This window comes from Arthrobacter sp. TJ-254 (assembly GCF_058269175.1).
The window spans coordinates 44,464-57,407 of sequence record NZ_JBZCNF010000006.1; the positions used below are offsets into that span (position 1 = coordinate 44,464).

Sequence of the window (12,944 nt, forward strand, 5' to 3'; positions counted from 1 at the left end):
TTCGAAACTGCGCCGCCCGCCGGTGGCCGGCGGCAGCACACATACCTACAAGTCTAGGAGACGACGGTCAAAGCAGCCGTTTCAGGGCGTCAAGGAACACCGAAGTCTCGGCTTCCGTCCCCGCGGTGACCCTCAGGTGGTTTGGAATGCCCACGTCGCGGATGAGCACCCCCGCCTCCAGGAGCCCCTGCCAGACCCGCCGCGGCTCCGGCAGCCCTCCGAAGAGGACGAAGTTGGCATCCGAGGGAACAGGGGCCAGGCCCATGGCGCCGAGCTCCGAAACGATGCGGTCGCGCTGGCCCTTGATCGCCTCGACGTTCGCCAGGAGGGTCGACGCGTGGGTCAGGGCCGCGTTGGCGGCAGCCTGGGTGATGGCTGAAAGGTGGTAGGGAAGCCGCACCAGGCGCAGGGCGTCGGCGATCTCCGGGGCCGCGGCAAGGTAGCCGAGGCGGGCTCCGGCGAGGGCGAACGCCTTGCTCATGGTGCGCGAGACGATGAGGCGCTCGCGTCCCGGGAGCAGCGTGAGCGCGCTGGGAGTGCCCTCATGGGCGAACTCGGCGTAGGCCTCGTCAACGATGATGATGGCTTTCGCCTCCTCCCCCGCCGCGTAGGCGGCCTCGACGACATCGGGGCCCAGCGCGGTTCCGGTCGGATTGTTCGGCGAGCACAGGAAGACCACATTGGCCCCGGTGGTGCGGACGGCATCGGCCACCTCCTCCGCGCCGATATTGAATGAGGCGTCGCGGTCCGCCGTCACATAGCGGGTGTCGGTGGCGCCGGCGAGCAGGGGATACATCGAGTACGTGGGGGGAAAACCGATCGCTGTGCGTCCGGGCCCGCCGAAGGCCTGGAGGATCTGCTGGAGGATTTCGTTCGACCCGTTCGCGGCCCAGACCTGATCGGGCGTGAGTCCGTGGCCGAGATATGTGGCGAGATTGGCCCGGAGCTCGGAGAACTCGCGGTCCGGGTAGCGGTTGAGTCCCACCGCCGCGCTGCTTACCGCTTCGACTATTGCCGCATGCACATCCATGGGAACGCCGTGGGTGTTCTCGTTGACGTTGAGCAGGATGGGGACGTCGAGCTGCGGGGCCCCGTACGGGTGCAGCCCCACGAGGTTTTCTCGGAGCGGGAGGCGGGACAGGGACTCAAGGCGGTCGGTCACCCTCCGAGTTTAAGGGACGGCCCGGCCGCTGCGGCAATCTGAAACCGTAGGATCGCGGACGGCTGAATCGGACAGGCTGAATTGAAGCGGCGTGGATCGGGCCGGCAGGGTCACCGGGCGACGGGCACCGCGACGGCCTGGCCAGCCTGGACAACCGAGGATCCGAGGTTGTTCAGCTCGACGATGTCCGAAACCACGTCGCGGGGGTCGCGCTCGGGGGCGAATTCGGCGGCCAGCGACCAGAGGGTTTCACCGGGGGCGACGTTGACGCTGACTGTCTCGGTCAATGCTCCGGCGGTCGTTTCGGCTTTAGCCGGGGCGGTGAGGGCCGCGGCGAGGAACACGAGGGCCGCAACGACAAGCACCACGGGCGCGCCGATGAGCAGCAGCCGGCCCCGGCGCGTGAGCCGCAGGGGGCTGTTCAGTTGGGCCGCCCCGCTTCTGGCTGCGGGCCGTCGAGCGGCCGTTCCGGCGAGTGGGACTGTTGTTGCGGTCATGACGTGCACCTCTTCTGGAGTTTCGAATACATCCAACCTGTGCCGAGCTTTTATTAGAACAAGTCTTCTATTTCCGTACTGGTTATTCTTAGCACTTGTCATCGAACTTTGTCGAGACTCGCTCGAATATATGTTTGAAAACACGGTGGTACTGGCCTAGCGTTGAGGTCAGGCGGAGCAGGAATCCGAAGTGGGTGGACCGGGCCCTGTTTCCGCCACGACCCACAAGACCAGACGCCACCGACAAAACAGGTCCATGCGGGCCGGCGGGGGCAGGGCAGGACACGGAAGGACAGGCCAGTGGCACAGCAGAGCACGGCAGGGAGCGGGGCGCCGGGCGCGCCGCAGGCCGGAGCGTCGGCGGAGGCAGCCGGCCCGGTCGCCGATCCGGTGGCCACACCGCTGCGCGGCAGGCCGCGTGGACGCACGGTGCCCAAGGGGCTGAGCCCGCGGCAGATGAAGATCCTCGAGACGATCCAGCGGTCGATCGCTGCGAACGGGTATCCGCCGTCAATGCGCGAAATTGGTGACACCGTGGGGCTCGCCAGCCTTTCGAGCGTCACCCACCAGCTTTCCCAGTTGGAGCGGCTCGGTTATCTGCGGCGCGACCCGAAGCGCCCGCGCGCCATGGAGGTGCTCCTTCCGCTGACCCTGGGCGACCGGCCCGCGGCTGCGGCAGGGCAGCCGGGAGCCGCGGAGCAGGGCCTGCGCACGCTGGAGTTCCCGGCGGCCGTCGACACGGCCCTCGTGCCGCTGGTGGGGCGGATCGCCGCGGGCGGTCCGATCCTGGCTGACCAGGTGGTCGAGGACGTCATGCCGCTGCCGCGCCAGCTCGTGGGGCACGGAGAGCTGTTCATGCTCAGGGTTTCCGGGGACTCGATGATCGACGCCGCAATCTGCGACGGTGACTGGGTTGTGGTCCGCCGGCAGCAGAGCGCCCAGAACGGCGACATTGTTGCGGCGCTGCTCGACGATGAGGCGACGGTGAAGACCTTCCGCCAGCGCGACGGGCACACCTGGCTGCTCCCCCAGAACACCCGGTACGAACCGATCCTTGGCGACCACGCAAGCATCATGGGCAAGGTCGTTTCGGTGATGCGCGCCCTCTAGGCCGGACGCGGGGGCGTTCTGGCTCGCTGCCTGACCGGCCGGGCGAGGCGGCCCGGCCGGCCTGGCGGGCTGGACATTGAGGTTCCCGCCCGCCGGGCTCAGCGCACTCCGGCCGAAAGCCTTTCGAGGATTCCCAGCGCCGTGGGCCGGTCGGTGGTCGACCAGAAGGGCGGCATTGCCGCCCTGAGGAACGACCCGTACCGCGCATTGGCCAGCCGCGAATCGAGGACAGCGACAACGCCCCGGTCTCCGCTGGCACGGATCAGCCGTCCCGCGCCCTGCGCCAGGCGCACAGCGGCGTGGGTCGCCGACACGCTCATGAACCCGTTGCCCCCCGCCCGCGCGACGGCCCGCGTGCGTGCCGTCATCAGCGGATCATCAGGCCGTGGGAACGGGATGCGGTCGATCACCACGAGCCGGCAGGACGAGCCGGGCACGTCCACGCCCTGCCACAGCGACATCGTCCCGAACAGGCAGGTGTCCGGTTCCTCGGAGAACTGCTTCACCAGCGACGACAGGGAGGACTCCCCCTGGCACAGGATTTCGAACCCAAAGCGGGGGCGCAGGGCCTCGGCGGCCTCCTCGGCGGCACGCCTCGAGGAGAACAGCCCGAGCGCTCCCCCGTTTGAGGCCTTCAGCAGGGCCGCGAGCTCTTCCAGCTGGGCCTCCGAGGTGCCGCGTTCGGGTTTTGGGAGGTCCTTGGCCACGTAGAGCACGCCCTGCCGGGGGTAGTCGAACGGGCTGCCGACGTCCACGCCCGTCCAGGAAGGGGCGCCTGTCCCGGTGAGGCCCAGCGATCCCGCCACCGGGCCGAATTCGGAGCCGATCGCAAGGGTGGCCGAGGTGAGGACGACCGTATGGTCGGCAAAGAGCCCCTCACGCAGCCGTGCCGCAACCGACAGCGGAGCCACGTTGAGCGTTGCGGGGGCGCTTTCGTCAACCTGCGCGTACCCCGCGCCGGGGGTGAAGGTGCTGGGCCGCGAGGCCCAGACGACCTCGTTCGCTGCCGCCGCCCCGAGGAGCCGTTCCGACAGTTCGAAGACGACGAGCAGCCGCGAGCGGGCGAGCTGCCTGCCGCCGTCGGCGTCGGCGGCCTCGGACTTCCCGTCCGGCTTGATGTCCGACATCGCCGCACGCGAGGCTTCACGCACCTGGTCAAGCACCTGCTCGAGTTCCTCGGACAGGGGGCCCGGCATCAGCCCCGACTGCAGGCCCGCCGTCGCGGCTTCGAGGGCGCGCCCGGCGGAATCGAGCGGGTCGGTGCGGATCGAGGCGTGGCGCCGGGCCGCCGTGGCGGCGGCACTGACCATCGACGCGGACAGCGCACCGGAGACCGCGCCGGTCACCCTGTCATACAGTTCGTGTGCCTCGTCGATCACCACGACGTCGTAGTCGGGCAGCACCGCGATGCCCTCGAAGGCGCTGATGGCAAGCAGCGCATGGTTGGTGATGACGATGTCGGCCGATGCCGCCTTCTCCCGTGCCTTCTCGCTGAAGCACTCGGCGGCCATCGGACACTTCTGCGCGCCGAGGCACTCCATGCTGCTGACGGAGACCTGCCGCCAGGCGCGGTCGCTCACCCCGGGCACCAGCTCGTCGCGGTCTCCGGTCGCTGTGTCCTCGGCCCACTCGCGCAGCCGCACCACTTCGCGCCCGAGAGCGCTGGCGGGGCCTCCTGGTGCGGCACCGGGTGCCGGATGCGGAGCCGCGGTGTCCTCGCCGAGCGAGAAGAGGGTGTCGCGGGCGTCCTCCTCCGGGAACCCTCCCCCGAGCTTGTGCTTGCACACATAGTTCGCCCGGCCCTTCAGCAGCGCCACATCCACGGGGCGCGGCAGGGAGGGCCCGACCGCCTTCAGCAGGCGGGGCAGGTCGCGCCCGACGATCTGCCCCTGAAGGGCGAGGGTAGCGGTGGAAACCACCGAAGGTTTTTCGCTGTCAAGGGCATGGGCGATCAGGGGAAGCAGATACGCGAGGGACTTTCCGGTGCCGGTTCCGGCCTGGACGAGCAGATGGTCGCCGGTGTCGATGGCGTCGGTGACCCGGCGTGCCATCTCGTGCTGCCCTGCCCGGTTCTCTCCACCCATTGCCGCAACGGCGGCATCGAGCAGCTGCAGTGCCAAGGGCTCCTGCGCGTCACTCATGCCGCAGGTACGGCTCCAGTTCCGCAGCCAGGCCTTCCTTCACCATCACCTCGAGGCGGGTACCCTCTTCCCCATGGTCGAGGGTGAGGATCTCGGCATCCTCATCGTGGAGCCTGCTGATGATTTCACCGTGCTCATACGGAACCATCAGCTCGAGCTTCACGCCCGGCCGCGGGATGGCCGAAGAGATCAGGGCCTTGAGCTCATCGATGCCCTCGCCCGTGCGGGCCGAGACGACGACGTTGCGCGGCTCCCGCTGGCGCAGGCGCTCGACGACGAAGGGATCCGCCGCGTCGGCCTTGTTGAGGACCACGATCTCGGGGATGTTGCGTGCCTCGACATCGGCCAGCACGGCCCGCACCGCCGCGATCTGCCCCTCCGGATCGGGGTGGGACGCGTCCACGACGTGGAGGATCACATCGGAGTCGGCGACCTCCTCGAGCGTCGAGCGGAAGGCCTCAATGAGCTGGGTGGGAAGCGACCGGACGAAACCGACCGTGTCGGCGAGCGTGTAGCCGATGCCGTCGGGGGTCTCCGCCTTGCGCACCGTCGGGTCAAGGGTTGCGAACAGCGCGTTCTCGACGAGCACGCCGGCGTCGGTAAGCCGGTTCAGCAGCGAGGACTTGCCCGCGTTGGTGTACCCGGCGATGGCGACCGAGGGCACCTGGTTGCGCCGCCGGTTCGACCGCTTGGTCTCCCGCGCAGGCTTCATTCCGGCGATTTCACGACGCAGCTTCGCCATCCGGGTGCGGATCTTCCGCCGGTCGAGTTCGATCTTCGTCTCACCGGGGCCGCGGGATCCCATACCCGCGCCGGCGCTTCCGACCTGGCCGCCGGCCTGACGGGACATTGACTCGCCCCAGCCGCGCAGGCGCGGCAGCAGGTATTCGAGCTGGGCCAGTTCGACCTGGGCCTTGCCTTCGCGCGACTTGGCGTGCTGGGCGAAGATGTCGAGGATCAGGGCGGTGCGGTCGATGACCTTGACCTTGACGATGTCTTCGAGGCCGCGGCGCTGCGAGGGCGACAGTTCGCTGTCGACGATGACGGTGTCGGCGCCGGTGGCCGCGACGATCCCCTTGAGCTCCTGGGCCTTTCCGGACCCGAGGAAGGTTCCGGGGTCGGGCTTGAGGCGCCGCTGGACGATGCCGTCGAGCACTTCGGATCCTGCGGTCTCCGCAAGGGCTGCGAGCTCCTGGAGCGAGTTCTCGGCGTCCTGGGCGGTGCCGTCGCTCCACAGCCCGGCAAGAACCACGCGCTCAAGGCGCAGCTGCCGGTACTCGACCTCGGTGACGTCTTCGAGTTCGGTGGAAAGACCGGCGACGCGCCGCAGGGCGTGCCGTTCGGCGAGGTCCTGCTGGTCGCCGTCGAAGCTTGAGTATTCCGCCGCTTCCCCCGAGAGCGCCTGGGCCCGGGAGCGCCAGGTTGTTGCACCGGATTCTGGGTCGGGCTGCTTCAGCGCAGCTGCCGATTTAGAGACGACCGCCTCGTCGTGAGCGAGAATGCGGTCAATGACGGCTTGGATCTCTTCGGGGCCCATGTCGGCTCCGGCGGATCCTCCGTGATTCGTGGTCATAGTCTCCCTTGTAATGGTGTTACTCAATGGTAGTAGCAGGTGCGCGGGCCGTGCAGTAAATTCACTCAGCGCGGAACGCGCCCGTCCGGGGCGCAACCGGCGGGCACTAGGCTTGGAGGTTATGGAATCCCAGCACTATTTCAGCGCCACGCCAGCCGGGCCGGACATCCGGCGCCCGTTGTCTGTGGTCCTCAACGGGGAGCGCCGCGACCTCGTGACCTCGAAGGGGCTGTTCAGCCCCGACGGCATCGACAAGGGCACGGCGATCCTGCTGGGTTCAGTGCCGGCTCCCGGCGGGTCGAGGCTGCTTGATGTCGGCTGCGGGTGGGGTCCGCTGGCGTTGACCCTCGCGCTCCGGGCTCCCGAGGCGCAGGTCTACGCCGTAGACGTCAATGAGCGGGCCATCGCGCTCACCCGGGAGAACGCCGCCCGCCTCGGGCTCGGCAACGTGAATGCCTCGGCCCCCGACGACGTTGACGCCGGCCTGAAGTTCGACACCATCTGGTCAAACCCGCCGATCCGCATTGGCAAACCCGAGCTCCATGCCCTGTTGCTGCGCTGGCTGCCACGGCTCGCCCCGGACGGCGATGCGTGGCTGGTGGTCCAGAAGAACCTCGGCGCCGATTCCCTGCAGCGGTGGCTCGCCGAATCCCTGCCCGAGGGGTTCACCGTCCGGCGGGCCGACACCTCGAAGTCCTTCCGGATCCTCAACGTCCACCGGCCGGGGCGCTGATTCAGGCGTCTCAGGCGTCGAGGAGGGTCCCCTGCGCCACGAGCACGGCGGGTCCGCTGAGCTGGACGTGCTCGCGGCCGTCGGCACCGACCGAGAAGACGACGCCGACCTCGCCGCCGGGCACCCTCACGCTCCAGTGCGTTGGCGAGGCCTCCCCGGCCCAAAAGCGCGTCGCGGCAGCTGCGGCGCAGGCTCCGGTTCCGCAGGACTGCGTCTCCCCCACTCCGCGCTCGTGGACGCGCATCGCCACGCGCCCCACGCCGTCCTCGACAAGCGGTTCGAGAGGCACGACGAATTCGACATTGGTTCCGGCCGGAGGCACCGGCTGGACGGCGGGGGCCTGAGCCAGGTTGGCGGCGGCAAGTTCGTCGAGGCCGGCCAGCGCGACGACCGTGTGCGGGTTCCCCATGCTGATCGACAGGGCGGGCCGCGGCACGTCGAGGCCGTCCGTCTCAACGAGGGCGTCAGTGGCCCGGGCGGCCGCCTGGTCGGGGTTGGCGAACGCCCACGGGCCCATGTCCACCGAGTACCCGTTGCCTGACCGCGAGACGACCTTGACCCCGGCCCGGGTGCCGACGGAGAGCGTCGCCCCGTCCTCGAGGCTGACGGCGCCCTGGTGGATCAGGAAGTGGACGAACACCCGGACGCCGTTGCCGCACATCTCGGAGACGGAGCCGTCGGCGTTGCGGTAGTCCATGAACCACTCGGCCTCGGGCGCGGCTGTCAGGAGCGCCCGGCCCTCCGGAAGCCTGTCGGAGCGGATCGCCCGGATCAGCCCGTCGGCGCCCACCCCGCGGTGGCGGTCGCATACGGCGGCCACGGACTCCTGGGCCAGCTCGAGCGCGCCCTCGGGGTCGAACAGCAGCACGAAGTCGTTCCCCGTGCCGTGGCCCTTCATGAACGACGCCCCCGCCAGCGTCCGGCGCGGGCCCGCCTTACGTTCTTCCACTGGGGTACTCATCCTTCTAGGATAGGGCGCCGGCGCCCCGGACGGCGTCCAGGGCCCGTTCAAGCAGGTCCGGGGCCCGCCAGTCGAGCCACTGCACGCGGGGGTCGCCGCGGAACCAGGTGAGCTGGCGGCGCGCGAATTTCCGGGTGGCGCTGATCGTGTCTTCGACCGCCTCGGTTTCGCTGAGGGTGCCGTCGAGAACCTGCAGGAACTGCCCGTATCCGAGTGCGCGCGAGGCGGTGCGGCCCTCCCGGAGCCCCCGCTCCGAAAGGTTGCGCACCTCCTCCAGCAGCCCGGCGCGGACCATGGCGTGGACCCGTTCACCCAGCCGCTCCCGCAGCTCGGCGCGGTCGACGGCCAGGCCCACCTGCACGGCCGGCTGGTGGTACTCCCGCTTGGGCATGAAGGAGCTGAAGGGGCGCCCGGTCACCTCAAGGACTTCCAGCGCGCGGATCAGCCGGCGGTCGTCGGCGATGCGCGCGGCCGACTCCGGGTCCGCGGCGGCGAGCCTGGACCGAAGCGCCGGGGCGCCGTCACGGGCGAGCTCCCGCTCAAGGCGCTCGCGCACCGGGGGGCTCGTGCCCGGGAATTCGAGGCGGTCGAGGGCGGCCCTCACGTAGAGGCCGGACCCGCCGACGAGGATGGGGATCCGGCCGCGGCCGCGGATCCCGTTGATCGCCTGCCGGGCGTCGTGCTGGTAGTCGGCGACACTTGCCTCGTCGCGGACATCGAGGACGTCGAGGAGGTGGTGCTGCACCCCGCGGCGTTCCCCGACGGGCACCTTCGCGGTGCCGATGTCCATTCCCCGGTAGAACTGGAGGGCGTCGGCATTGACCACCTCGCCGTTCAGTTCCAGGGCGAGGGCGATGGCAAGGTCGGATTTGCCCGAGCCGGTGGGGCCGACGACGGAGACCACGGGAGCCGTGCGGGGCGGTGCCGTCGGCGCGGTGCCGGCCGCCGCGTCCCGGTCAGCCGCCACGTCCCGGTCAGCTGCCACGGCGGGCTCCGGCGCCCTGCCGCCGGGTGTCACCTGGCTCAGCGGACCGGGATCGAGGGCATGCCCAGCGACACCCCTGAGGACTTCCCGGCCGCGCCCTGGACCGGCACGCCGCAGGAGGATGCCTGGGCGCGGTCCCAGGCGGCGCCGGCCCGTGAGCGGCGCACCGAGTATTCGGCGGCGGAGGGGTCGGCCAGGAGGTGGAAGGGCGCGGCGCGCGTCACCGTCACGGTCACCAGGTCGCCGGGCCGCGGCACCTCGCCGCCCTCGGGGACGGTGAAGTGCACGAGCCGCTGGTCCTGGGCGCGCCCGGTGAGGCGGTTCGTTTCGCCGCCCTTGCGACCAGCGTGGGCGGTGACCATCACCTCGACGCGGCGTCCGACCTGGCGGGCGTTCTCCTCCTCGGCGATGCGGTCCTGCAGGGCGGTGAGGCGCTCGTAGCGCTCCTGGACCACGTGCTTGGGCAGCTGGTCGGGCAGGTCCGCCGCGGGTGTGCCCGGGCGCCGGGAGTACTGGAAGGTGAACGCTGTGGCGAATCGGGCCTTTTCGACGACGTCGAGCGTGGCCTGGAAGTCCTCCTCGGTTTCACCGGGGAAGCCGACGATGATGTCGGTGGAGATGGCCGCCGTGGGCATCTTCTCGCGTACCCGGTCGAGGATGCCGAGGAACTTCGCGGAGCGGTAGGAGCGGCGCATCGCCTTGAGCACGCGGTCGGACCCTGACTGCAGGGGCATGTGAAGCTGGGGCATCACGTTCGGGGTTTCGGCCATTGCGTCGATGACGTCGTCGGTGAACGCGGCCGGATGCGGACTGGTGAAGCGCACCCGTTCGAGGCCTTCGATGCTTCCGCAGGCGCGCAGCAGCTTGGCGAAAGCGCCGCGGTCGCCGAACTCGACCCCGTACGAGTTGACGTTCTGTCCCAGCAGGGTGACCTCGATCGCCCCGTCGGCGACGAGCGCCTCGACCTCGGCGAGGATCTCCCCGGGACGGCGGTCGCGTTCCTTGCCGCGCAGGGACGGCACGATGCAGAACGTGCAGGTGTTGTTGCAGCCGACGGAAATCGAAACCCATCCGGCGTAGACGGAGTCGCGTTTGGTGGGCAGCGTGGAGGGGAAGACGTCGAGGGATTCGAGAATCTCGAGCTGCGCTTCGTGGTTGTGCCGGGCCCGTTCAAGCAGCGCCGGCAGCGCCCCGATGTTGTGGGTGCCGAACACGGCGTCGACCCAGGGCGCCTTGCGCAGGATCGTCTCCCGGTCCTTCTGCGCCAGGCAGCCGCCGACGGCGATCTGCATGCCCGGCCGGGATTCCTTGACCGGGGCGAGCATTCCGAGGTTCCCGTACAGCTTGTTGTCGGCATTCTCGCGCACGGCGCAGGTGTTGAAAACCACGACGTCGGCCTGCTCGCCCTGGGCGGCAACATAGCCCGCGTCTTCGAGCAGCCCGGAGATCCGTTCGGAGTCGTGGACGTTCATCTGGCATCCGAAGGTGCGCACCTCGTAGGTGCGCCGGGGGCTGGGCGCGCCCTGGCGTGGCACGGCGGACGAGGACAGCTCAGGCAGCGGCGCGGGGGCAGTGATACTCACCGGTTAAGCGTAAGGCTGCCGCCGCGCCGGGCAACAATCCCGGCGGCGGCTTCGACCCGCCGGTAACGGGCGCGGGCGTGGGCGGCGGGAATGGCCTACACGCCGGACAGGCCGGAATCGCCGCTCCCGGCGTCGCCGCAGTCGGGGTCGTCGAGGGCGTCCTTGACGAGAGAGAACGCCATGCCGGGGTTGTAGCCCTTCCGGGCGAGCATCCCGACGAGGCGCCGGATCTCCTTGTCGCGCACCTGCCGGTCCGAGAGGTCGGCGCCGGTGCGCAGCTTCCGCCGGATGAGCTGGCGGGCGGCGGCGCGCTCGTCGTCGTCGCTCACCTGGGCCAGGGCCGCTTCGGCAAGCTCGCCGCCAACCCCCTTGTCGGCGAGCTCCCGCTTGAGCACCGACCGGGCCAGCGAGCGGGTGCCCGCGCGGCTGCGGACCCACATCTGGGCGAATTCCGCGTCGTCGATGAGCTGGACCTCTTCGAAGCGGTCGAGGACCGCCGCGGCGACGTCCGCCGGCACATCGCGCTGCGCGAGTTTCTCCGCGAGCTGGTGCCGGCTCTTCGGCGCCATGGCGAGCTGCCGCAGCACGATCGACCGGGCGAGGGCGTACGGGTCGTCGGGCGCCCCGCCGTCCCCGCCCGGCTGCCGTCGGGCCATGAGGCTATTCCCCTCCGACGGCCTTCAGCTTGGGCCCGTCCTGGACTTCCTCGGGCTGGACTCCGATGCCGAGCTTGGTGCGGATCTTCTGCTCGAGCTCGTCGGCCAGGTCGGGGTTGTCGATTAGGAACTTCCTCGCGTTTTCCTTGCCCTGACCCAGCTGGTCGCCGTCGTAGGTGAACCAGGCTCCCGACTTCTTGACGAGCCCGTTTTCCACGCCGACGTCGATCAGCCCGCCCTCGCGGGAAATGCCGTGGCCGTAGAGGATGTCGAACTCGGCCTGCTTGAAGGGCGGAGCCATCTTGTTCTTGACGATCTTGGCCCGGGTGCGGTTGCCGACCGGGTTGACGCCCTCCTTGAGGGTTTCGATCCGGCGGACGTCGATACGGACTGAGGCATAGAACTTCAGCGCCTTGCCACCGGTCGTTGTCTCGGGACTGCCGAAGAAAACACCGATCTTTTCGCGAAGCTGGTTGATGAAGATGGCGGTGGTCTTGGTCTGGCTGAGCCGGCCGGTGATCTTACGGAGCGCCTGGCTCATCAGCCGGGCCTGCAGGCCAACGTGGCTGTCGCCCATTTCGCCTTCGATTTCGGCACGGGGAACCAGCGCTGCAACGGAGTCGATGACAACGATGTCGATGGAGCCCGAACCGATCAGCATGTCCATGATCTCGAGGGCCTGTTCACCGGTGTCGGGCTGCGACACAAGGAGGGCATCGGTGTCGACGCCAAGCTTCTTCGCGTACTCCGGGTCGAGGGCGTGCTCCGCATCGATGAAGGCCGCGATTCCGCCGTTGCGCTGGGCGCTTGCCACGGCGTGAAGGGCGACGGTCGTCTTACCGGAGGACTCCGGTCCGTAAATCTCGACGACGCGGCCGCGCGGCAGTCCTCCGATGCCAAGGGCGGCGTCAAGGGCGATCGAGCTGGTGGAGATGGTTTCGATCGGAGCCCTGGTCTCATCACCCAGACGCATGACCGAGCCCTTGCCATACTGCTTGTCGATCTGGGCGAGAGCAGCTTCGAGAGCTTTCTCACGGTCGGCTGGTGCGGCCATTATTCACCTCGGTTGATCATGGCCCTGGGGCCTGTTTGCGTGTTCATATCGACCGTACCGGCCGGCTCTGACAATTTGGGGAAGCGTCCGGCGTATGTGGAAAGGGGCGCCGCCCGCTCCTTACCATTCTAGCTCCATCCGAACAGGTATTCGAATAATTTCCCGCGGCGTGTTCCGCGTCAGTCGACCCTGGCGCGCCGCTCGCGCGGCTTCACATCGCGTCCGAGCCGCCGTTCCCGGGGTACGTCCTGCACGTCGCACAACGCCTCCCAGACCTGCCGCGGATCAGTTCCGGCCCGCAGGGCCTCCATCGCCGTCCGGTCCCCCAGGCCGTCGATCACCAGGTCGTTCGCGAGGCTCCGCGAATACCTCGCCCCGAACTCATCGTCCATCAACCGCCAAAAGTCACTGAGCCGCATTTTCCGTTCCTTCCGTCGGCCTGCTCCTACCAGCATCGCGCATCGGCTGCGGCGCTGCAGCCGGGTTGCC

The 12,944-nt window shown here is 69.3% G+C and carries 12 protein-coding genes; 2 read left to right on the forward strand and 10 right to left on the reverse strand.

Features of this window, described 5'->3' with window-relative positions; genetic code table 11:
* Positions 1–67: 67 nt before the first annotated feature.
* Both AC4D14_RS16505 and AC4D14_RS16510 read right to left on the reverse strand, forming a co-directional pair.
* Entirely contained in the window at positions 68–1,162 is a 1,095-nt protein-coding gene (locus AC4D14_RS16505; protein WP_490903755.1) for a histidinol-phosphate transaminase, read from the reverse strand.
* 110 nt (positions 1,163–1,272) lie between these two features.
* Positions 1,273–1,659: a LysM peptidoglycan-binding domain-containing protein gene (locus AC4D14_RS16510; protein WP_490903756.1), complete on the reverse strand. Its 387-nt coding sequence runs from the start codon at positions 1,657–1,659 to the stop codon at positions 1,273–1,275.
* 390 nt (positions 1,660–2,049) lie between these two features.
* Between AC4D14_RS16510 and lexA the strand changes: the two genes are divergently transcribed.
* Positions 2,050–2,769 (forward strand): transcriptional repressor LexA, encoded by a 720-nt coding sequence (gene lexA / locus AC4D14_RS16515; protein WP_490903903.1) that lies wholly within the window; start codon positions 2,050–2,052, stop codon positions 2,767–2,769.
* A 98-nt stretch (positions 2,770–2,867) separates the two neighbouring features.
* On the opposite strand, the gene AC4D14_RS16520 is transcribed toward lexA, so the two are convergent.
* Positions 2,868–4,910, reverse strand: a complete 2,043-nt coding sequence (locus tag AC4D14_RS16520) for an ATP-dependent DNA helicase (protein WP_490903757.1) — start codon at positions 4,908–4,910, stop codon at positions 2,868–2,870.
* Entirely contained in the window at positions 4,903–6,483 is a 1,581-nt protein-coding gene (gene hflX, locus AC4D14_RS16525) for a GTPase HflX (protein WP_490903758.1), read from the reverse strand. The genes AC4D14_RS16520 and hflX overlap by 8 nt, the downstream gene beginning before the upstream one ends.
* Positions 6,484–6,604: 121 nt before the next feature.
* On the opposite strand from hflX, the gene AC4D14_RS16530 reads away from it, so the two are divergent.
* Entirely contained in the window at positions 6,605–7,216 is a 612-nt protein-coding gene (locus tag AC4D14_RS16530; RefSeq protein ID WP_490903759.1) for a class I SAM-dependent methyltransferase, read from the forward strand.
* Positions 7,217–7,226: 10 nt separating this feature from the next.
* Here AC4D14_RS16530 and dapF read toward each other — a convergent pair whose 3' ends face one another.
* From dapF to AC4D14_RS16560, 6 genes are all read right to left on the reverse strand, one after another.
* Positions 7,227–8,177, reverse strand: a complete 951-nt coding sequence (dapF, locus tag AC4D14_RS16535) for a diaminopimelate epimerase (RefSeq protein WP_490903760.1) — start codon at positions 8,175–8,177, stop codon at positions 7,227–7,229.
* Between the two features lie 4 nt (positions 8,178–8,181).
* Positions 8,182–9,144: a tRNA (adenosine(37)-N6)-dimethylallyltransferase MiaA gene (miaA, locus tag AC4D14_RS16540; protein ID WP_490903904.1), complete on the reverse strand. Its 963-nt coding sequence runs from the start codon at positions 9,142–9,144 to the stop codon at positions 8,182–8,184.
* Positions 9,145–9,200: 56 nt separating this feature from the next.
* On the reverse strand, positions 9,201–10,745 hold the full coding sequence (miaB, locus tag AC4D14_RS16545) for a tRNA (N6-isopentenyl adenosine(37)-C2)-methylthiotransferase MiaB (RefSeq protein ID WP_490903761.1): 1,545 nt from the start codon (positions 10,743–10,745) through the stop codon (positions 9,201–9,203).
* Positions 10,746–10,840: 95 nt separating this feature from the next.
* Entirely contained in the window at positions 10,841–11,401 is a 561-nt protein-coding gene (locus AC4D14_RS16550) for a regulatory protein RecX (RefSeq protein WP_490903762.1), read from the reverse strand.
* 4 nt (positions 11,402–11,405) lie between these two features.
* Complete coding sequence (recA, locus tag AC4D14_RS16555) at positions 11,406–12,455, reverse strand: recombinase RecA (protein WP_490903763.1); 1,050 nt, start codon at positions 12,453–12,455, stop codon at positions 11,406–11,408.
* Positions 12,456–12,634: 179 nt separating this feature from the next.
* Positions 12,635–12,874, reverse strand: a complete 240-nt coding sequence (locus AC4D14_RS16560) for a DUF3046 domain-containing protein (RefSeq protein WP_490903764.1) — start codon at positions 12,872–12,874, stop codon at positions 12,635–12,637.
* Positions 12,875–12,944 lie beyond the last annotated feature (70 nt).